15 protein-coding genes are annotated in these 21,570 nt (G+C 66.5%); 5 read left to right on the forward strand and 10 right to left on the reverse strand.

Features of this window, described 5'->3' with window-relative positions; translation table 11 throughout:
• Positions 1-103: 103 nt before the first annotated feature.
• From F2P45_RS09945 to msbA, 8 genes are all read right to left on the reverse strand, one after another.
• Positions 104-913 (reverse strand): ABC transporter substrate-binding protein, encoded by an 810-nt coding sequence (locus F2P45_RS09945; protein WP_166873592.1) that lies wholly within the window; start codon positions 911-913, stop codon positions 104-106.
• Positions 910-1,560 carry an ABC transporter ATP-binding protein gene (locus F2P45_RS09950; protein ID WP_166873595.1) on the reverse strand — a complete coding sequence of 217 codons (651 nt, stop codon included), beginning with the start codon at positions 1,558-1,560 and terminating at the stop codon, positions 910-912. Before F2P45_RS09950 ends, F2P45_RS09945 begins: the two co-directional genes overlap by 4 nt.
• Positions 1,557-2,264, reverse strand: coding sequence for an ABC transporter permease (locus F2P45_RS09955; RefSeq protein WP_166873597.1), 708 nt, complete (start codon positions 2,262-2,264; stop codon positions 1,557-1,559). Before F2P45_RS09955 ends, F2P45_RS09950 begins: the two co-directional genes overlap by 4 nt.
• A complete protein-coding gene (locus tag F2P45_RS09960) occupies positions 2,264-3,085 on the reverse strand; it encodes a formate dehydrogenase accessory sulfurtransferase FdhD (RefSeq protein ID WP_166873600.1) in 822 nt (273 codons plus the stop codon). The genes F2P45_RS09955 and F2P45_RS09960 overlap by 1 nt, the downstream gene beginning before the upstream one ends.
• Positions 3,082-5,901: a formate dehydrogenase subunit alpha gene (fdhF, locus tag F2P45_RS09965; RefSeq protein ID WP_166873602.1), complete on the reverse strand. Its 2,820-nt coding sequence runs from the start codon at positions 5,899-5,901 to the stop codon at positions 3,082-3,084. The genes F2P45_RS09960 and fdhF overlap by 4 nt, the downstream gene beginning before the upstream one ends.
• Positions 5,898-7,601: an NAD(P)H-dependent oxidoreductase subunit E gene (locus F2P45_RS09970; RefSeq protein ID WP_166873604.1), complete on the reverse strand. Its 1,704-nt coding sequence runs from the start codon at positions 7,599-7,601 to the stop codon at positions 5,898-5,900. The genes fdhF and F2P45_RS09970 overlap by 4 nt, the downstream gene beginning before the upstream one ends.
• Positions 7,602-7,948: 347 nt before the next feature.
• Positions 7,949-8,965, reverse strand: coding sequence for a lipopolysaccharide heptosyltransferase II (waaF, locus tag F2P45_RS09975; protein ID WP_166873607.1), 1,017 nt, complete (start codon positions 8,963-8,965; stop codon positions 7,949-7,951).
• Positions 8,962-10,692 (reverse strand): lipid A export permease/ATP-binding protein MsbA, encoded by a 1,731-nt coding sequence (msbA, locus tag F2P45_RS09980; RefSeq protein WP_166873609.1) that lies wholly within the window; start codon positions 10,690-10,692, stop codon positions 8,962-8,964. The genes waaF and msbA overlap by 4 nt, the downstream gene beginning before the upstream one ends.
• A 476-nt stretch (positions 10,693-11,168) precedes the next feature.
• Between msbA and F2P45_RS09985 the strand changes: the two genes are divergently transcribed.
• From F2P45_RS09985 to F2P45_RS10000, 4 genes are all read left to right on the forward strand, one after another.
• Positions 11,169-12,428, forward strand: coding sequence for an O-antigen ligase family protein (locus F2P45_RS09985; RefSeq protein ID WP_166873612.1), 1,260 nt, complete (start codon positions 11,169-11,171; stop codon positions 12,426-12,428).
• On the forward strand, positions 12,425-13,243 hold the full coding sequence (locus F2P45_RS09990; RefSeq protein ID WP_229505003.1) for a glycosyltransferase family 2 protein: 819 nt from the start codon (positions 12,425-12,427) through the stop codon (positions 13,241-13,243). The genes F2P45_RS09985 and F2P45_RS09990 overlap by 4 nt, the downstream gene beginning before the upstream one ends.
• A 119-nt stretch (positions 13,244-13,362) precedes the next feature.
• On the forward strand, positions 13,363-14,178 hold the full coding sequence (locus F2P45_RS09995; RefSeq protein WP_229505004.1) for a glycosyltransferase family 2 protein: 816 nt from the start codon (positions 13,363-13,365) through the stop codon (positions 14,176-14,178).
• Positions 14,179-14,186: 8 nt separating this feature from the next.
• On the forward strand, positions 14,187-15,290 hold the full coding sequence (locus F2P45_RS10000) for a glycosyltransferase family 2 protein (RefSeq protein WP_166873618.1): 1,104 nt from the start codon (positions 14,187-14,189) through the stop codon (positions 15,288-15,290).
• A gap of 54 nt (positions 15,291-15,344) precedes the next feature.
• On the opposite strand, the gene dnaE is transcribed toward F2P45_RS10000, so the two are convergent.
• Complete coding sequence (dnaE, locus tag F2P45_RS10005; RefSeq protein WP_166873620.1) at positions 15,345-18,896, reverse strand: DNA polymerase III subunit alpha; 3,552 nt, start codon at positions 18,894-18,896, stop codon at positions 15,345-15,347.
• 160 nt (positions 18,897-19,056) lie between these two features.
• Here dnaE and F2P45_RS10010 point away from each other — a divergent pair, with 160 nt between their 5' ends.
• A complete protein-coding gene (locus F2P45_RS10010; RefSeq protein WP_166873623.1) occupies positions 19,057-19,959 on the forward strand; it encodes a sulfurtransferase in 903 nt (300 codons plus the stop codon).
• A 135-nt stretch (positions 19,960-20,094) separates the two neighbouring features.
• On the opposite strand, the gene F2P45_RS10015 is transcribed toward F2P45_RS10010, so the two are convergent.
• Positions 20,095-21,516 carry a mannose-1-phosphate guanylyltransferase/mannose-6-phosphate isomerase gene (locus F2P45_RS10015; protein ID WP_223164707.1) on the reverse strand — a complete coding sequence of 474 codons (1,422 nt, stop codon included), beginning with the start codon at positions 21,514-21,516 and terminating at the stop codon, positions 20,095-20,097.
• Positions 21,517-21,570: the final 54 nt, after the last annotated feature.

Genomic DNA, 21,570 nt, shown 5'->3' on the forward strand with positions numbered 1-21,570 from the left:
TTGCCGCGCAGCGGCGCATCAGGGCGATATGATAGGCCTTATCGGGTGCGCACGCAGGACCGCGAAGCGGGATGATCTTTTCCATCCGGGGTCTCTCTTTGCATCATCGCGCCGGCAAGGCCGACGGAAAGAACAGTTGCTGCCCGTTCGGGCGGAACGCGGCCATCCGGGCCTGCCCTTCGCTGGAGGTGATCCAGTCGATCAGCTGGCGCGCAGCGCGCTCGTTGATACCCGGATGGCGCGCCGGATTGACCGCGATGATACCGTACGGGTTGAACATCCTCGGGTCGCCCTGCACCAGAATCGCCAGCGCGCCGCGGTCCTTCCAGGTGGCGTAGGTGGCGCGGTCGGTCAGGGTGCACGCTTGCAGCTCGGCCGCCATGCCCAGCACCTGCGCCATGCCCAGCCCGGCCGACAGGTATCGGGGCGGCGGCGGGCGCACGCCGGCCATTTTCCAATAGCGCTGTTCCATCTGGTCGGTGCCGGAATTATCGCCGCGCGAAATGAAGCGCACCTCGCTCGAGGCCAGCTTGCGCAGCGCGGCGATGAGATCGGACCCGCCTTTGATGTCCGCCTTGTCGGACGGCGGGCACACCAGCAGAAAATCGTTGTACATGACATCGCGCCGGTCGACGCCATGGCCCTCGGCCACGAAGCGGTCCTCGGCGGCGCGCGCATGCACCAGGGTGACGTCGACATCGCCATTCTTCGCCAGTTCCAGCGCCTTGCCGCTGCCGACGGCGAGCACCTGCACCTTTGTGCCTGTCTTCGCCTCGAACGCCGGCAGCAGCCAGGCCAGCAAACCCGAATTGTCGGTGCTGGTGGTGGTCGACAGACGCAGCACCGGGCTGCCCGCCAGGGCCAGCGGAGCGGCGATGCAGAGCCAGAGCGCCAATACGGTGTGCTTGATCATTTGGTTTCGAGCTTTCCATCACGAAGTTTGAGGCGCTGCACGCCAGGCATGCCGATCAGGTCACGGTCGTGGCACGCCATCACCACCGTGCCGCCGGCGGCGGTCAGGGCGGGAATGAGCGATATCACCTGTTCGCGCGCGGCGCCATCGAGATTGGCGGTCGGTTCGTCGAGCAGCAGCAGGGAAGGCCGCAGCACCCACGCGCGCGCCAGCGCCACGCGCTGCACCTCGCCGCCCGACAGGCGGGCCGGATCGCTGCCCCGCAGATGCTCGACCCCGGCCCATGCCATGGCCTGCGCCACCGCCTGCGCCGCCTGCGCACGCGGCACGCCGCGCGCGCGCAGTCCGTAGCCGATGTTGGCCGCCACGCTGCTCGCAAACATCACCGGATGCTGGTGCACGTACACGATCGCCGCGCGCAGCGCCGGCGGATACGGCGACCATGCCGTGGCCTGCCCTTGCCAGGCCACGCCGGAGGCGTCGCCCGCTTCCAGTCCGGCCAGCACGCGCAGCAGTGTGCTCTTGCCGGCGCCGTTGATCCCGGTGAGCACATACGCGCGGCCGGCGTCGAGCGCAAAGGCGTCCAGGTCGAACAGCACGCGTGCGCCATGCGCCTTGCGCAGTTTGTCGATACGCAGCAGGCTCATTGGCCGGCTCCGGCGGCGCGCGTGTCGCCCTGCAGCAGCATCAGCGCGCCGTTCATGATCAGCGCCAGCGCCACCAGCACGATCCCGAGCGCGATGCCCTGCGCGAACTCGCCCTTGCTCGTTTCGAGCGCGATGGCGGTGGTGATGGTGCGCGTCTGGCCGGCGATATTCCCGCCCACCATGAGCGCGCAGCCGACTTCCGAAATCACGCGCCCGAAGCCGCTGATCAGCGCCGCCACGACGCCGAAGCGCACTTCGCGCAGTACCGTGAACATGGTGCGCCAGCGCGACGCGCCCAGGGCAATGGCGGTTTCGGCGTAGCGCGGGTCGAGCGCCTGCACCGCCGCCAAAGTGAAGGCGACCAGCACCGGCGTGGCGATGACGCACTGTCCGAGCACGATGCCCGGCTGCGAAAACAGCCAGTGCAGCGAACCCCATGGCCCGTGGCGCGACAGCAGCAGATACAGCAGCAGGCCAATCAACACCGTCGGCAGCGACAGGCTGGCCTGCACCAGCCAGATCACCATGCGGCGCGCCGGAAAGCGATAGCTGGCAATCGCATACCCGAGCAGCACCGCCGGCGCGGTCGCCAGCAGCAGCCCAAGCACGCTGGTCTTGAGCGACATCCACACGATGCCCCACAGCGCGGCGTCGCCCGACAGCAGCAGTGCAAAGGCGGCGCGCGTGGCCTCCGGCAGCGACATCAGGGCGCGAACGCTTCGAAGTCGAGGCGGTCATGGCCGGTCAGCAGCAAAAAGTGCTTGCCGCTGCAGCGCGCCAGCAGCGCCATGCCGATCTTGTCGGCCACCATATGGCCCATCTGGGTGGTGCCGGAGCGCGACAGCAGGAACGGGATGCCCATCTGCGCGCCCTTGATCACCATCTCGGAGGTCAGGCGGCCGGTCGTGTAGAACACCTTGTCGCCGCCGGCCACGCCATCCGTCCACATGCGCCCGGCGATGGCATCGACCGCGTTGTGGCGGCCCACGTCTTCCACAAAATACAGCAGTTCGCCCGCGTTCGAGAACAGCGCGCAGCCATGCACCGAGCCGGCCTGCTTGTAGATCGATTGCTGCGTGCGGATGATGTCGACGATGCGGTACACGGTCGATTGCGCCAGGCGCGCACCAGCAGGCAGCACGATCTTGTCGATGTCGTCCATCAGCCCACCGAACACCGATCCCTGGCCGCAGCCGGTGGTGACCACCTTTTTGGCGGTGCGCGCCGCCACATCGGCAATGCCGGCGCGCGTGACCACGGCCACCGCGTCGACCGACCAGTCGACCTGCACCGAGACGATATCGGCGAGCGACGTCACCAGGCGCTGGTTGCGCAGGTAGCCGAGCGTGAGCGCTTCGGGCGCGCCGCCCAGGGTCATCAGGGTCACCAGTTCGCGCTTGTCCACGTACACCGTCAGCGGCCGCTCGGCCGGAATGGCGATGGTCGAGCGGCGTCCGCGTTCGTCCAGCACCTCCACCTCGTGGGTGAGCGCCGCGCGGGCGTCGCTCAGTTGCGGCATTGTCATGGTACGGCCAGCCTTTCCAGCAGCTGGCCGCCGCCGAAGCTGCCCTGCCGCTCCACCACGCCGCCCAGCGTCACCCGGATGGCGCAGTATTTGAACTCGGGGATTTTGCCGAAGGGGTCGAGCGCGGCGTTGGTAAGGCGGTTGATGGCCGCTTCGTAATAGCAGAACGGCACGAAGATCGCGCCGCGCGGCGAACTGTCGTCGGCGCGCGCGTACAGGGCCACTTCGCCACGGCGCGAGGCGATGCTGATCACGTCGCCCGGTTTGCCGCCCAGCGCGGCCAGGTCGAGCGGATGGACCAGCGCCACCGGATCGGGTTCGATCGCGTCCAGCACGGCGGTGCGGCGCGTCATGCTGCCGGTGTGCCAGTGTTCGAGCTGGCGCCCGGTGATGAGCACCATCGGATACGCCGCGTCGGGGCGCTCGTCGGCCGGGATGATATCGGCCGGCACAAAGCGCGCGCGCCCGGACTCGCGCGGGAACTGCTCGGTGAAGACCACCGGCTGGCCCGGATCGCCCTCCTTCGTGCACGGGTAGGTGACGGCGTGCTCGCGTTCCAGCCTGTCCCAGGTGATGCCGCCGATGCTCGGCATGATGCGGCGCATCTCGTCGAACACTTCCGACACGTGCCCGTAATGCCAGTCCAGGCCAAGGCGCTGCGCCATTTGCCCGATGATCCACAGATCCTGCCTGGCCTGGCCGGGCGGGTCGATGGCCTGGCGGCCGATCTGCACCAGGCGGTCGGTGTTGGTGAAGCTGCCCGTCTTTTCCGGAAAGGCGCTGGCCGGCAAAATCACGTCGGCCAGGTACGCGGTCTCGGTCAGAAAAATATCCTGCACCACCAGGTGATCGAGCGCGGCCAGCGAGGCGCGCGCGTGGTTGGCGTCCGGGTCGGACATGGCCGGGTTCTCGCCCATGATGTACATGCCGCGAATCTCGCCGCGCGGGATGGCGTGCATGATTTCGACCACCGTCAGGCCCGGTGTGGAGTCGAGCGGCATGCCCCAGGCCTGCTCGAATTTGGCCAGTGCTTGCGGATTGTCGACCCGCTGGTAGTCGGGGAACATCATCGGGATCAGGCCCGCGTCGGACGCCCCCTGCACATTGTTCTGGCCGCGCAGCGGATGCAGGCCGGTACCCGGGCGGCCGATCTGGCCGGTCATCAGCGCCAGCGCGATCAGGCAGCGCGCGTTGTCGGTGCCGTGGATGTGCTGCGAAATGCCCATGCCCCACAAGATCATCGACGCTTTCGACGTGGCGTACAGGCGCGCCACGTAGCGGATGGTGTCGGCGTCGACGCCGCAGATGGGCGCCATCAGCTCCGGGCTGTAGCCGGCCACGTTCCGTTCCAGCTCCGCGTAGCCAATGGTGCGGCTGGCGATGAAGTCCTGGTCGACCAGGCCCTCGGCCACGATCGTGTGCATCATCGCATTGAGCAGGGCCACGTCGGTATCGGGCTTGAACTGCAAATAGCGGTGCGCGCTGCGGGCCAGGTCCGAGCGGCGCGGATCGCACACCACCAGCTTGGTGCCGTTCCTGATCGCGTTCTTGATCCAGGTGGCCGCCACCGGATGGTTCACGGTCGGGTTGGCGCCGATGACGATCACCACCTCGGCCAGGGTCACGTCCATCACCGGGTTCGACACCGCCCCCGAGCCGATCCCTTCCAGCAGCGCCGCCACCGACGACGCATGGCACAGGCGCGTGCAGTGGTCGACGTTGTTGCTGCCGAAACCGGTGCGCACCAGCTTCTGGAACAGGTAGGCTTCTTCGTTGCTGCCCTTGGCCGAGCCGAAGCCGGCCAGCGCGCGCTTGCCATGCGTATCGCGGATGCGCGCCAGCGCGCCGCCGGCGGCATCGAGCGCCTCTTCCCAGGTCGCTTCGCGGAACACGTCGAGCACGCGCGCCGGGTCCATGGAAAATTCGCCGCTCTTGGGCGCATCGAGGCGGCGGATCAGCGGCACGGTCAGGCGGTGCGGATGATGCGCGTAATCGAAGCCGTAGCGGCCCTTGACGCACAGGCGTTCGCGGTTGGCCGGGCCATCGCGCCCCTCGACGAACAGGATTTTGTTGTCCTTGATGTTATAGGTCAGCTGGCAGCCCACGCCGCAGTACGGGCAGACCGAATCGACCTGCCTGTCCGGCACGGCCAGGGCGGCGTCGCGCGCCGGCATCAGGGCGCCGGTCGGACAGGCCTGCACGCATTCGCCGCAGCCGACGCAGGTGGAGTCGCCCATGGGGTCGTCCATGTCGAAGACGATCTTCGCCTGGTCGCCGCGCAAGGCCAGGCCGATCACATCGTTGACCTGCTCGTCGCGGCAGGCGCGCACACAGCGCGTGCATTGGATACAGGCGTCGAGATTGACGGTAATGGCCGCGTGGGAAGCGTCGCGCGGCGGCTGGCTGCGCGCGGCGAAGCGCAGCTGGCCGAGGGCCAGCTTGCGGGCCCAGAAATCGACTTCGTTGTGGCGCGTGTAGGCGCGTTCCGGCATGTCGGACTGCAGCAGTTCGAGCACCATCTTTTGCGCCGCCACGGCGCGCGCGCTGTTTGTCGCGACCTTCATGCCGGCGGCCGGATGACGGCAGCACGATGGCGCCAGCACGCGCTCGCCGTCGATCTCCACCATGCACGCGCGGCAGTTACCGGCCGTGTCCATGCCCGGCTTGTAGCACAGGCGCGGAATCTCGATGCCTTCGCGCGCGGCCACCTCGATCAGGGTTTCGTGGGCAAAGGCGGCTACCAGCCGGCCGTTGATTTCCAGCTCCACGGGCGCGCCCTGCAAGGCCGCTTGCTTGATCCTGCCGATCGCATTCATGGCTTGTCCAATTCATGAGAAAAGTACTTGACGACGCAATCGACCGGATTGGGCGCGGCCTGGCCAAGGCCGCAGATGGAAGCGTCGCGCATCACCTGCGACAGGTCGGCCAGGAGCGGCGTGTCCCATTGCGCTTGTTCGATCAGCGCCAGCGCCTTGGCGGTGCCGACCCGGCACGGCGTGCACTGGCCGCACGATTCGTCCTTGAAGAAGCGCAGCGTGTTGCGCGCCGCCGCCACCGCCGAATCCCGGTCCGACAGCACGACCACGGCGGCCGAACCGATGAAGCAGCCATACGGCTGCAAGGTATCGAAATCGAGCGGGATTGCATTGAGCGCGGCCGGCAAGATGCCGCCCGATGCGCCGCCCGGCAGGTAGCCGTAGAACCGGTGGCCCGGCGCCATGCCGCCGCAGTATTCGTCGATCAGTTCCTGCACCGTGATGCCGGCCGGCGCCAGTTTCACGCCCGGCTCGCGCACCCGGCCCGAGACCGAAAACGAGCGCAGGCCTTTACGGCCGTGGCGACCCTGGCCGCTGAACCAGTCGGCGCCGCGCTCGACGATGGCGCGCACCCAGTGCAGGGTTTCGAAGTTGTGCTGCAGGGTCGGCAAACCAAACAGGCCAACCTGGGCCACGTAAGGAGGACGCAGGCGCGGCATGCCGCGTTTGCCCTCGATCGATTCGATCATGGCCGATTCTTCGCCGCAGATATAGGCGCCGGCGCCACGGCGCAGGATCAGCTGCGGCATCGGCGCGAACGGCGGGTCGGCGCGCAGGCGTGCCAGTTCGGTCTCCAGCATCGCGCGGCAACCGTGGTATTCGTCGCGCAGATAGATATAGATGGTGTCCACGCCGGCCACCCAGGCCGCCACCAGCGCGCCTTCGAGGAAGCGGTGCGGATCGCGTTCGAGATAGTAGCGGTCCTTGAAGGTGCCCGGCTCGCCCTCGTCGATATTGATCGCCATCAGGCGCGGCCCGGCTTCGTTGCGCACGATGCGCCATTTGCGCCCGGTCGGAAAACCGGCGCCGCCAAGGCCGCGCAGACTCGATTCCTCCATCGTGGCGATCAGCGTATCGGCATCGCGCTGGCCGTCGTGGCACGCGCGCGCCAGGACGTAGCCGCCGGCGGCGCGGTAGCTGTCGTAATCGATGTAACCCGTCGGCGCATGGGTGGTATGTCCGTGGCTCACCGCGGCGGCCACCGAGTCGCAGCTGGCGTGGGCGAGCGGATGCTGGCCGACCACGGCGGCCGGGGCCTGTTCGCAGCGGCCGATGCAGGGCGCGGCAAGCACGCGCACGCCGACGCCCAGGATGGCGGGCAGGCGCTCGATCAGATCGCGCGCGCCGGCCATTTCGCACGAAAGGCCGTCGCAGACGCGCACCGTCAACGCCGGCGGTGCGCTTTCGCCTTCGCGGACGACATCGAAGTGGTGATAGAAGGTGGCCACTTCGTAGACTTCGGCCTGGGCCAGCTTCATTTCCTGCGCCAGCGCGGCCAGATGGGCATGCGACAGGCAGCCGAAGGCATCCTGGATTTTATGCAGGTGCTCAATGAGCAGGTCGCGCTGGCGCGGTTGCGCGCCGAGCAGGGCTTGCACGTCCAGCAGGGCCTGCGGATCGACGCGCCGGCCCTTGGGCGCCTGGCGCTTGCGCTGGCGGCTGCTGGCCTGGGGCACGATCGGAATGACGGGATGGTTCATGGATGATCCTGAAAGTAACCATGCTAACTGACGATAACGATGTCACATCATACCCTTGCCAGCGCCACATTTCACCTCCCACCCCGGTGTCAGGTCTGACATTCGGACACGAGCTCGACCCTAAATGATCCACGCTGGCATCCCCCACCTGGTGTCAGGTCTGACATTCGGACACGAACTCGACTTTAGATGGGAAACCCACGCCGCATACTGTTGAACTCGTGTCCGAATGTCAGACCTGACACCGGTGGTTGACAGTTGAACTCGTGTCCGAATGTCAGACCTGACACCGGTGGTTGACAGACACCGGTGGTTGACAGACACCGGTGGTTGACACCGGGGTGGGGTTACATTTGGCGCAGTTCGTGCCAGACCATGCCTGGTTCGAGCTTTTCCATGCAGTCGTGGTGGCCCAGCGGGCATTCGCGCTGGCGGCATGGCGAACACGCCAGCCGCAGCGAGATCGAGCGGGCGACGTCGGAAAACGGTGGCGCGTGGTCCGGGTCGGTCGGGCCGTACAGCGCGATCACCGGCCGGTTCAGGGCCGAGGCAATGTGCAGCAGGCCGGAATCGTTGGCCACCACCGCCGCCGCGCCGGCTATGAGCGCGATCGCTTCGCTGAGCGAGGTGGCGCCGGCCACGTTGTGAATGCCGTCGGTGCCGGTGATCGCAGTGATCTCGGCGCAGGCTTCGCGGTCCTTGGGCGAACCGAGCAAGGCGATGTGCGCCGCCGGGTCCTGCTCGCGCACCGATTGCGCCAGCGCGGCGAAGTGGCGCGCCGGCCAACGCTTGGCGGCGCCGAATTCCGCTCCCGGCGCAAATACCACCAGCCGCCCCGCCCCTCCCATGCCGTGGCGCGCACGTACCTCGAGAACCTGCTCCGGGCTGACCCGCATCGCCGGGCGCGGCACGCCGGCGCGCAGCGCGGCATGCGGCGCGCCGGCCAGCGCCGCGTAGAACGGCACCATCGCGCGCTTCGGTGTGTCGTCGTGATGGACCACGTTGAGCAAGCCATAGCGCATCTCGCCCTTGTAGCCGACCCGGCGCGCGATTCCCGCCAGCCAGGGAATGAGCGCGTACTTGATCGTGTTGGGCAGAACGTAGGCGTCGACGTAGCCGCGCGCGCGCAGCACCCTGGCGTAGCGCCAGCGCTCGCGCAGTTGCAGCGCGCCGTGCCGGAACGGGGTTTCGAGCACGCTGTCGACCTCGATCATGGCGCGCCAGGCCGGCGCCACCGAGGGCGGCGCCAGCACGTCGATCGGACGCTCCGGATGCTGCCGTTTCAACAGTTGCAGCAGCGGCTGGGCCATCACCGCGTCGCCGATCCAGTTGGGCGAGATGACCAGGGTGCGGCCCTCGCTCATGCGTCGGCCTTGTTGGCGAACTGCAGGCGGTACAGGTTGGCGTATATGCCGTCTTGCGCCAGCAGTTCGTCGTGGCGGCCCGCTTCCACGATCCGCCCCTGGTCGAGCACCACGATGCGGTCGGCGCGTTCGATGGTCGAGAGGCGGTGCGCGATGACGAGCGTGGTGCGCCCGGCCATCAGGGTGTCGAGCGCGCCCTGCACCGCGCGTTCCGATTCGTTGTCGAGGGCGGAGGTGGCTTCGTCCAGGATCAGGATCGGCGCGTCCTTGTAGATGGCGCGCGCGATCGCCACGCGCTGGCGCTGGCCGCCCGACAGGCGCATGCCGTTTTCGCCGATCGGCGTATCGACGCCTTCCGGCAGCGCCGCCACCACGTCGTCCAGGTGGGCCGCCTTGATGGCCGCGGCCAGGCGCGCCGGGTCGACCCGCTCGGCGCCGTAGGCGATGTTGGCGCCCAGGGTGTCGTCGAACAGCACCACGTTCTGGCTGACCATGGCCAGCTGCGCGCGCAGGCTTGGCAGGGTGATGTCTTCGTATGGCACGCCGTCGAGCAAGATGCGCCCTTTCTCGGGCGAATAGAAGCGCGTGACCAGGTTGACGAAGGTCGACTTGCCGCCGCCCGACATGCCGACCAGCGCGACGGTCTGCCCGGGCAGCACTTCGAGGCTGACGCCGCCCAGCGCCAGCGGGTTGTTGTCGGTGTAGCGAAACTGCACGTTCTCGAAGCGCAGGTGGCCGCGCGCGCGCTCCAGCACAACCTTGCCCGGGTCGGCTTCGACCGGGGTGTCGATCATGGCGAACACGGTTTCGGCGGCGGCCATGCCGCGCTGCAGCGGGCCGTTCACGCCGACCAGCGATTTGAGAGGCGCGAGCAGCATCAGCATCATGGTGATGAAACTGATGAATTCTCCCTGGGTCATCCCGGAGCTCATGGCGATCACGATCACGACCGACACCGCCAGCGCGGTGGCGCTCTGGGTGATCGGCACGGTGGCGGCGCTGGCGACGGTGATGCGCTGCGAGAAGCCGAGCAGCGCGCCGCTGCGCTGCTCGAACCGTTCGCGCTCGTAGCGCTCGCCGGCGAACACGCGGATCACCTGGTGCCCGCGCGCCGCTTCTTCGACCACCTGGGTCATTTCGGCGGTGACGCGCTGGTTGTCGCGGCTCAGGCGGCGCATGCGCTTGGCGGTGGTGCGCACGATGGCGGCGGTGACCGGCATGACGACCAGCGCGATCAGGGTCAGTTTCCAGTTGGTCCACATCAGCATCAGCAGCAGGCCGACGATGACGAGCGAGTCGCGCACGTAGGCGACGAACACGGAGTTGATCATGTCGACCACCTGGCGCACGTCGCCGATGACGACGTTGATGATCTTGCCGGTCGATTCTTCGTGAAAGCGCGCCACGGGCAGGCGCAGCAGGCGGTCGAACACCATGCGCCGCAAGTCGTTGAGCACGCGGCTGATGACCCAGTTGTTCAGGTAGGCGGTGGAGAAGGTGAAGATGCCGCGCCCGATGAAGATCGACAGCAGCACCAGCGGCACCAGCCACAGCGAAAATTCGACCCGGTTCGGGCCGAAGCCTTTGTCGATCAGCAGTTGCAGCGCGTAGCCGAGCGCCGGCTCGGTGACGGCGGTGCCGGCCATGGCCAGCAGCGACATCAGCGCGCGCGCACGGTACGGTTTGACGATAGCCAGCAGGCGCCGGACTATGACACTATTTTCCATCGTTTTCTTTCGCGTTCAGGCTTAGAGCCTATTTCGGTACATCGGAGTCGCTGCTGACGCGCCTGACAAGCGAGTGCTGCGTTACTCGTCGTTGCATGGTTAGCCATGCGGCCTCCTCGCGCCTTGCCCTCGCTCGCCATGCATCGTCACCCGCTTCCCCCGATATACCGAAATAGGCTCGAACCTGGTCCGGTTGCGGCATGCCGCGATTGTAAAGACGCGGCCTGTACCAGAGGCTCGACATTCTCGCACAGGCGGTCCGGGTGCGGCCACTACAACATCGCAGGCCCGCCAAATACGCCCGCGCGGCCGCTGGCGCGCGCACGCATGCGCCCGCCCCGGGCCGCGCACGGACCGTACTGTAAAATGGCGAACGAATTTTAGGGGGGCAGCTGCCGCGAAGGCCGGCGCCCGCTATCGCCACGCCGCTCGCGCGGCATGCACGACCAAGGTCGCTTAACAAGGCTATTGCTACAATGCAAGATTCTCCCGGTTTTCCGATTACAAGGCTTGAGCGCGCAGTCCAGTACCTGCTCTTGCTGGCGCTGTTTTGCGTACCGTTTTCCACTTACCTGACAAATGTCTTTGCCGGTTGCTGCCTGCTCTGTTTCGGCGCCGCCGTCGCCACCAGCGCGCCGCTGCGCGCCGCGCTGCGCACGCCGCCGGCGCTGTTGGCCATGGCTTTGCTGGCGCTGCTGGCGCTTGGCACAAGCTGGTCGATCGGGCCGCCGGCCGATATCGCCTCGGCCATGAAAAAATATGCGCGCCTGCTGATGCTGCCGATCGCGGTGGCCACCAGCCTGCGCGACCCGGGCATGCCGGCGCGCGCGCTGGCCGCCTTTTTCGGCGGCGCGGCGATGCTGGCCACCTCCAACTACCTGGTCTGGCACGACCTGATGCCCGCCTCCTCCGCAGGCTGGTGGCGCATCGGCACCGCCACCGATTCGTTCTCGTTCAAGAATCACATCACGATCGGCATCCTGCTCAGTTTTGCCACGGTGACCTGCCTGCTGGGCGCGACCTATGTGCAGGGAGCGCGCGCGCGCGTGGCCTGCGTGGCAGCCGGGATCCTGTTCAGCGTACCGATCATTTTCCTCAACCAGGGCCGCACCGGCTACGTCACCCTGTTCGTCGGCATGGTGGTGCTGTTCCTGCTGCGGGTGCGCTTCACGCCGCTGCGCACGACGTTCGGGATGGCCGCCATCGTGCTGCTGTTCGTCGGCTTCTACGCCAGCTCGAACAACTTCAAGCAGCGCACCGACGACCTCATCACCGAGGTGCGCACCGACCAGAAACGCTCGCCCAACGGCCTGCGCATGAGTTATCTGCGGGTCGGCACCGGCATCGTCGCCGCCCATCCGCTGGCGGGACTGGGCACCGGTTCGTTCGCCGAGGTGTATGCGCCGACCGCGCTGCACGACTGGCCCGAGGACGAACTCGGACACACGCGCCACCAGCCGCACAGCGAATTCCTGCTGATCGCCGCCCAGCTTGGCGTGCCCGGCCTGCTGCTGTATTTCGCCATGCTCGCCAGCCTGCTGCGCCCGGCCCTGCGCGCGCGCTCCTTCCACGCCGACGCGCTGGTGCTGCTGTGGGTGATTTACGTGGTCAGTTCCTCGTTCAACAGCCTGCTGTGGGATGTCACGGAAGCCTACTGGTTCCTGCTGCTGGCCGGCTCCCTGTATGCGAGCGCGCGCTTTCAGGCGCAGCCCGGCCTGCGTCCGGCGGCGCCATGAGCATGCGGCCGGACGCGCTCATCTCCATCGTCATCGCCACCTACAACCGCCCCGACGCGCTCGAGGCGGTGGTGCAAGCCTGCTTTGCGCAGAGCGACAGGCAGTTCGAGATCATCATCGCCGACGACGGTTCGGGCGAACCGACCCGCGCCTGTGTCGCGCGACTGCAACAGCGCGCGACGGTGCCCCTGCTTCATGTGTGGCAGCCGGACCAGGGCTTCCGGCTGGCGATGGCGCGCAACCAGGGCATTCTGGCCTCGCGCGGCGAGTACATCGTGCTGCTCGACGGCGACTGCATCCCGCAGCGCGATTTCGTGGCGCGCCACCGCGCGCTGGCGCAAGCGGGCTGCATGGTCACCGGCAGCCGCATCCTGCTCGACGACGCCTTCACGCAGCGCGTGCTGGCCGACAAGCGCGACCTGCACACCCTCGGACTGGCCGACAAACTGGCCCTGCGCGCGCGCGGCCACCTCAACAAGGCGCTGCAATTGCTGGTCAAGCTGCCCGACCTGGGACGGGTGCGGACGCGCTTCAGCTGGCGCCGCATCAAGGGCTGCAACATGGCGGCCTGGCGCAGCGACATCGACACCGTCAACGGCTTCGACCAGAGCTTCGAGGGCTGGGGGCACGAGGATGCCGACTTCGTGGTGCGCCTGCATAATGCCGGCATCAAGCGCAAGGATGGCGCGTTTGCCACCGAAGTGTTTCATTTGTGGCACCGCGAGAACGCGCGCGACGAGGCCTCGAGCAACCGCGCGCTGGTGCGCCAGCGCGCCGCCGAGCGCACCGTGCGCGCACTGCGCGGGCTGGCATGAGGCGGCGTCCGCCATTGCGCCCGCAAGAGGCTGGACGCGGCGCGGCGGCGACGTATAATAGGTATGTACGCGATGCGCGCTGCCGCTGGCAGTGAATGTCGTTTCACCGGGAGTCCATCTTGTCACGTCCGCACACCATTTCTCTGATCGTCACCACCTACAACCGGCCCGATGCCCTGGAAGCGGTGCTGCGCGCCTGCCTGGCGCAGGATGATGACGATTTCGAGATCATCGTCACCGACGATGGGTCGACCGAGGCGACCCGGCACTGCGTCGAGCGCATCGCGGCGGGCACGCAGCGCCGCCTGGTGCATGTGTGGCAGCCGGACGACGGGTTCCGCGTGGCGCGCGCGCGCAACCAGGGCGTGCTGGCCGCGCGCGGCGACTACGTGATCTTCCTCGACGGCGACTGCGTGCCGCGCAAGGATTTCGTGGCCAGCCACCGGCGCCTGGCGCAGCAGGGCTGCATGATCACCGGCAGCCGCGTGCTGCTGTGTCCCGAATTTACCCGCGCCGCCCTGGCCGAACAGCGCGACCTGCACGAGGCGGGCCTGGGCGTCTGGTGGCGTGCCTGGCGCGCCGGGAATATCCAGAAGATCCTGCAGCTGGCGATCCGCCTGCCCGACCTGGGGCGAGTGCGGCGCGGCTTCACCATGCGCCGCATCAAGTCCTGCAACATGAGCGCCTGGCGCAGCGACATCGAGCGCGTGAACGGTTTCGACGAATCGTTCTCCGGCTGGGGCCATGAAGATGCCGATTTCGTGGTGCGCCTGTTTAACGCCGGCGTGCGGCGCAAGGACGGCGCCTTCGCCACCGAGGTGTTCCACCTGTGGCACAAGGAGCGCAATCGCGACCAGGCGGCCCATCACGACAAGCTGGTGTACCAGAGCCAGGTCGACAAGATCATTCGCGCGCCGGTCGGACTGGCGCGCTGACTGCGTACATGAGCATGCACGCCGCGGCGCCACTGCCGCTATTGAGCATCATCGTCCCCGCCTGGAATGTGCAGAACTACATCGTGGCGTGCCTGGCATCGGTGCTGGACCAGATGGGGCCGCGCCATGAGCTGATCGTCATCGACGACGGCTCGCGCGACGCCACCCTGGCGCGCGTGCGCACCCTGCTCGAGGCATGCCCGCAGGTGGCGTGCACGGTAATTGCGCAGGACAACCAGGGCATCGCGGTGGCGCGCAACCAGGGCCTGGCCGCAGCGCGCGGCGAGTACATCGTGTTCGTCGACAGCGACGACCGCCTGCTGGCCGGCTCGCTGGCGGCGCTCGAGCAGGCCATCGACGCGCACCATCCGGACGTCATCGCCTGCGACTTCCGCGTGTGGCTGCCGGATCAGGAAGACAAATCGCACCGGGTCGGTTTGCGCTATCCGCATGCGCTGCTGCGCGACCAGGCCACCATCCTCAATACCTTCTTCGCCGACCGCCAGATGTATGTGTGGGCCAAAGTCTTCAAGCGCGCCGTGTACGAGCAGCTGGAAGCGCCCGTGTTCCCGCCCGGGCGCGTATTCGAGGACGTGTCCACACTGCCCCGGTTATTGAGCCAGTGCGCCAGCCTGCTGTACCTGCCGCATCCGATCATCGACTACCGCCAGCACCCGGCCAGCATCACCAAGCTCATTTCGGAGAAGTGGTGCCTGGACCTGGCGGGGGCGCTGCTGGTTGCGCGCGCGCATCTGGAGCGGCGCGGGGTTGATGCGTCGGTGAAGACCCACTTCGATATCGCGGCCGGGTATTTTTTTATCGGCGTGGTCAAGGACTCGTACGAATTGCCGCGCGCAAGCGGGCGGCGCGTGCGCGCCGCCATCAAGGCGGTGTTCATGGAGAGTCTGTTCGGCGACTGCGCCGGCATGCTGGCGGCGGTGCAGGCCGGACAGACGGTGTCGATCGACCGCGGGCACGATGCGCGCATGATCCGGCAGGTGGAACGCGCGCTGGCGGGCAGTTTCGTGTTCCGGGTCAGGCAGACGGCAAGCCGCAAGATCAAGGTGTGGCGGCGCATGCGCAGGAATCGGAAGGCGGCGGCCGCCGCATGAGGCACGTCGTCCGCGCACCAAGGCGCGGGGACGACGTGCTCGATGTTGTATCGCTTAGTACTCCACCGCGACCTCGCGCGCCCCCAGCACCTGTTCCAGCGCCAGGGTCAGCGCGTCCGACGGCGCCACGCGCCAGTCGTCGCCGAACTGCAGGGTGCAATCGACGCCCTGCGGCTTGACCCGCATCGCGACCGGCAAGCCGGTCATGGCGCGGTACGGCTGCAGCACTTCGGCGATTTTCGACGATGCCACCTTGCCCGGCAAATACAGCCCGAGCTGGCGCCCGTAGTGCACGCGCGCCGAGGTCAGGTCGAACACCTTCTCGGCCGTGATGCGCAGGCCGCCATTGAAGCGGTCTTCGGACACCTTGCCCACCACCGCCAGGAACTCGTCTTCCTTGAAGATGTTCTTGTTCGACTCCACCACTTCGCTGTACACCGTCACTTCGACCGTGCCGCTCTTGTCGTCGAGCGAGACGATCAGGATCTTGCCGCGCTGGGTCATCTGGGTGCGCACGCCGGTGATCACGCCGCACATCATGCGCGGCTCGCGCGACGGTTCCAGGTCGGTCAGCTTGGTGCGCGCAAAGCGCCGCGCCTCGGTCGCGAAGGAATCGAACATATGCCCCGACAGGTAAAAGCCGAGCGCGATTTTTTCTTCGGACAGCTTCTGGCGGTCGGTCCACGGCGTCGCTTTCACGTACTCGGGCGGGGCCACCAGGTCGCTGTCGTCGCCGCCGAACAGGCTGACCTGGTTGACCGAGGCCGAGGCCTGGTCGGCCACTTCGACCGCGAACGCCACCGAGGCCAGCAGAATCGCGCGGTCGACCTTGAAGCAGTCGAACGCGCCGCTGCGGATCAGGGACTCGATGGTGCGGCGGTTGATCTGCTTGCGGTCGACCCGTTTGCAGAAGTCGAACAGGTCGGTGAACGGCCCGCCGCTGGTGCGCGCGGCGATGATCGCTTCGATCGCCGACTGGCCCGAGCCCTTGACCGCGCCCAGCCCGTAACGGATGTTGGTGACGCGCTTGCCCGTGACGGACGGCGGCGGGCCTTCCGGCATGAAGCGGTAGTCGGAGTGGTTGATGTCGGGCGGCAGGAGCGTGAGGCCGCAGACGTCGAGCGAGTCTTCGACCAGAATCTTGATCTTGTCGGTGTCGTCCATCGCCAGCGACAAGTTGGCGGCCATGAAGGCGGCCGTGTGGTGCGCCTTCAGGTAGGCGGTGTGGTACGACAGCAGCGCGTAGGCGGCGGCGTGCGACTTGTTGAAGCCGTAGCCGGCGAACTTTTCCATCAGGTCGAAAATCTCGTCGGCCTTTTCGGCCGTCAGGCCATCCTTGGCGGCGCCGGCGCGGAAGATCTCGCGGTGCTCGGCCATCTCTTCGGCCTTCTTTTTACCCATCGCGCGGCGCAGCATGTCGGCGCCGCCGAGCGAGTAGCCGCCGACGATCTGCGCCATCTGCATGACCTGCTCCTGATACACCATGATGCCGTAGGTTTCGGACAAAATGGATTCGGTGCGCGGGTCGGGATAGTCGAAGCGTTCGCCGTGCTTGCGCTTGCAAAAATCCGGGATCAGGTCCATCGGGCCGGGCCGGTACAGCGCCACGAGCGCGATGATGTCCTCGAAGCGGTCGGGACGCGCGTCTTTGAGCATGCCCTGCATGCCGCGCGACTCGAGCTGGAATACCGCGACTGTCTTGGCCTTGGTCAGCAGCTCGTAGGAAGCCTTGTCGTTGAGCGGCAGCTTTTCGAGCGCGAAGTCGGCGTTGGCCGGGTCGAGCTGCTTGATGTAGCGTACCGCGCGGTCGAGAATGGTGAGCGTGGTCAGGCCCAGAAAGTCGAACTTGACCAGGCCCACGGCCTCCACGTCGTCCTTGTCGTACTGCGAGACCACGCCGGAGTCGCCGCCCTGGGTGTACAGCGGGCAGAAGTCGGTCAGCTTGCCGGGGGCGATCAGCACGCCGCCGGCGTGCATGCCGATGTTACGGGCGATGCCTTCGACCTGCTGCGCCAGCGCCAGCAACTGCTTGACCTCGTCCTCGTTCTCCAGGCGCTCCTTGAGCATCGGTTCTTCTTCGATGGCGTCGGCAATCGTCACCGGCTTGCCCGGCTTGAAGGGAATCAGCTTGGAGATGCCGTCGCAGAAGTTGTAGCCGAAATCGAGCACGCGGCCGACATCGCGGATCGCGCCCTTGGCGGCCATGGTACCGAAGGTGGCGATCTGGGAGACCGCCTCCTTGCCGTACAAATCCTTGACGTGCTGGATGACGCGGTCGCGCCCTTCCTGGCAAAAGTCGATGTCGAAGTCGGGCATCGAGACGCGTTCGGGATTCAAGAAGCGTTCGAACAGCAGGTTGTATTGCAGCGGATCGAGATCGGTGATCAAGAGCGAATACGCCACCAGCGAGCCCGCGCCCGAACCGCGGCCCGGGCCGACCGGCACGCCGTTTTCCTTGGCCCACTTGATGAACTCGGCCACGATCAGGAAGTAGCCGGGGAACTTCATGTTACAGATCGTATCGGTCTCGAACTTGAGGCGCGCTTCGTAGCGCGGACGCGCCGCTTCGCGCTTGACCGGGTCCGGGTACAGGTGGATCAGGCGCTGTTCCAGGCCGGCCTGCGATTCGGACACCAGGAACTGGTCGATCGTCATGCCGGGCGGGGTCGGGAAGTTCGGCAGTTGCGGCTTGCCGAGGGTGAGCACGACGTTGCAGCGCTTGGCGATCTGGACCGAGTTGGCCAGCGCGGCCGGCATGTCGGCGAACAGTTCGGCCATCTCGGCCTGCGACTTGAAGCGCATCTCTTCGTTGAAGCGCTTGACCCGTTTGGCGTTGGCCAGCATTTCGCCTTCGGCGATGCAGGTGCGCGCTTCGTGGGCGATGAATTCTTCGGGCGAGAGAAACTGGATCGGGTGGGTGGCGACCACCGGCAGGCCCAGTTTTGCGGCCAGTGCGACCGCGTGGCGCACCTGGGCTTCCTGGTTGGGCTGGCCGGCGCGCTGCACTTCGATGTAGAAGTGGCCGGGGAAGACCGCCGCCCAGCGCTGGGCGCAGCGTTCGGCCAGGGCCAGGTTGCCGTTTTCGATGGCGGTGCCGACGTCGCCGAAGTGCGCGCCGGAGAGCACGATCAGGCCGTTGGCCTGGTTCTCGGCGGGCGACAGGGTCGAGACGCTGGTGGCCAGCGCCTCGAGCCACTCGGGGCGGATTTCGGCGCGGCCCTTGTGCTGGTTGCTCAGCCAGGCTTTGGAGAGCAGTTCGCACAGCTGCAGGTAGCCCATGCGGTTCTTGGCCAGCAGCAGCAGGCGCGATGGCTTGTCGCGGTTGTCGTCGTTGGAAATCCAGGCGTCCACGCCGATGACCGGCTTGATGCCCTTGCCGCGCGCCGATTTGTAGAACTTGACCATGCCGAACAGGTTGGCCAGGTCGGTAATGGCCAGCGCCGGCTGCTTGTCCCTGGCGGCGGCGGCGACGACGTCGTCGATGCGCACCAGGCCGTCGACGATCGAGTACTCGGAGTGCACGCGCAGGTGGACGAAGGCCGGTGCGGCCGGCTTGGCTGGCGCGGCGAGCGTGGTGCTCCCGGCTTCGATGACATCGGTACTCATGTGTGTTTCGCCTGCTGTACAAAGAGTGCTATTTTACCGCGCTGGCGGGCCGCGCATGAAAAGGTCGTGGCGCCGGCGGCATACCCCTGATGCCAGCGTGGACATTGTTCTATAATATCGGCTTTCCCTTTTGCCGATCCTTCACCGATCCTTCGCTCCCATGCAAGCTAATACTGCTTTACAAGCTGAAGCGCATGCCGCCATCGCCGCAGCTGCCGCCCACGTCAACATCGCCGCCTACAAATTTGTCACTTTCGACAACATTGAGGAAATGCGTCCCCGGTACCAGGACATCTGCAAGCGCCTGGCGCTGAAAGGCACGATTTTATTGACGCCGGAAGGGATCAATATGTTCCTGTCCGGCCCGCGCTCGCATATCGACGAGTACCTGGCCTGGGTGCGCGCCGATGCGCGCTTTGCCGATATCGAGGTCAAGGAAAGCTATTCCGAAGAGCAGTCGCACAAGCGCATGCTGGTGAAGATCAAGAAAGAAATCATCACCATGCGCATGCCGCTGATCCAGCCCGAACAAGGCCGCGCGCCGGCGGTGGGCGCCAGCACGCTCAAGCGCTGGCTCGACAACGGCGTCGACGACGACGGCCGCGAAGTGGTGATGATGGAAACGCGCAATGCCTTCGAGGTCGATGTGGGCACGTTTGAAAACACCCTGGACTACCGGATCGACAAGTTCAGCGAGTTTCCGGAGGTGGTGGCGCAGCACCGCGAGCAGTTGCAGGGCAAGACCGTGGTGACCTTCTGCACCGGCGGCATCCGCTGCGAAAAGGCGGCGATCCACATGAAAAATATCGGTTACGAGAGCGTGTACCAGCTCGACGGCGGGATCTTGAAGTACTTCGAGGAAGTCGGCGGCGCCCATTACAAGGGCGACTGTTTCGTGTTCGACTACCGCACGGCGCTCAATCCGCAGTTAGAGGCGACGGTGACGACGGTGCAGTGCTTCGCCTGCCGCGCGGTGGTGACGCCGCGCGACCAGTTGTCGCCGCTGTACGTGTACGAAAAATCGTGCCCGCAGTGCCATCCCGAGCGGGACCAGGCGGCGTAAAGACGGGTGGGCGCTGACCCACCCTGCCCATGGGCGCAAATGCCGCCACGCTATTTCACTATGCGACAACGTTACACTCAAAACCGTCATTCCCGCGCAGGCGGGAATGACGGTTTGGCACTTAGCGCTATGCCATCAAACGCGGCCGTAGTTATCCTGGAAGCGGACGATATCGTCCTCGCCCAGGTAATCGCCGCTCTGCACTTCAATCATCACCAGGTCGAGCACGCCCGGATTTTCCAGGCGGTGCTTGTGGCCGGCCGGAATATAGGTCGACTCGTTGGTGGAGACGAACAGCTCGCGATCGCCATTGACCACCTTGGCCATGCCGCTGACCACGATCCAGTGCTCGCTGCGGTGATGGTGCATCTGCAGGCTCAGGCTGGCGCCCGGCTTGACTTCGATGCGCTTGATCTTGAAGCGGGTACTGTCTTCCAGTACCGTGTAGGTGCCCCACGGACGGTGCACGGTGCGGTGCAGCTTGTGCGCGTCGTGCCCTTCGGATTTGAGGCTCACGTACAGGTGCTTGACGTCCTGCACGCGGCTGCGGTCGGCCACCAGCAAGGCGTCCGGCGTGTCGACGATGATCAGGTTGCTGACGCCGACCGCGCCCACCAGGCGCTCGTTGCTCTGGATGAAGCAATCGCTCACATCGTGCAGGCGCACGTCGCCATCGATGCGGTTGCCGTCGGCGTCCGGCGCGATCAGCTCGCCCAGCGCGTTCCAGGAACCAATGTCGCTCCAGCCGATATTGCACGGCACCACCGACACCCTGGCCGATTTTTCCATCACCGCGTAATCGATGGAATCGTCGGCGACCTGCTCGAAAGCGGCCGCGTCCAGTTCGCACTGGGTAAAGTTCTTGCCGCTGGCGCTGCGCGACTCGGCCAGGCAGGCACGGGTGGCGGCCAGGATCTGCGGGCAGTGCAATTCCATCTCGGCGATCATGCTGCCGGCGCTGAAGCAGAACATGCCCGAATTCCACAGGTAGCGGCCGCTGGCGAGGTATTCACGGGCTTTTTCCAGGCTCGGCTTCTCGACGAAACGCAACACGGTGTTGCCCTCCGCCTCGATGTAGCCGAAGCCGGTCTCGGGCGTATGCGTCTCGATGCCGAAGGTCACCAGGCGGCCGGACTGGGCCAGCGGGATGGCCTGGGCGACGGCGGCGCCGAAGGCGGCCTGGTCGGCAATCAAATGGTCGGCGGCGAGCACCAGCAGCACCGCATCAAGGCCGTGCGTGGCCGCCACGTGCAGGGCGGCGGCGGCGATCGCGGGCGCGGTGTTGCGGCCGAACGGTTCCAGGATATAGCTGTTGGCCAGGCCCTCGTGGCCTTTCGCGACGGCGCGGTAATCGTCTTCGGTCTTGAAGAACAATTCGCGGTTGGTCACGGTCAGCACTTGCGCCACGTCGGGCAAGGCGGCGCCGCGCAGCCAGGCTTTTTGCAGCAGGCTATGGCCATCGGCCAGGCGAATGAAGGGTTTCGGGTGAAGTTCGCGGGAAACGGGCCACAGGCGCGAGCCGGCACCGCCGCAAAGAATGGTAGGGATGAGTTTCAAAGCGGTTCCTTTAGTGCATGCATGCCGGATCATCCGGCGATCGATGTGACAACG

The sequence above is a fragment of the Massilia mucilaginosa genome, assembly GCF_011682145.1.
In the GTDB taxonomy this organism is placed as follows: Bacteria; Pseudomonadota; Gammaproteobacteria; order Burkholderiales; family Burkholderiaceae_D; genus Telluria_A; species Telluria_A mucilaginosa.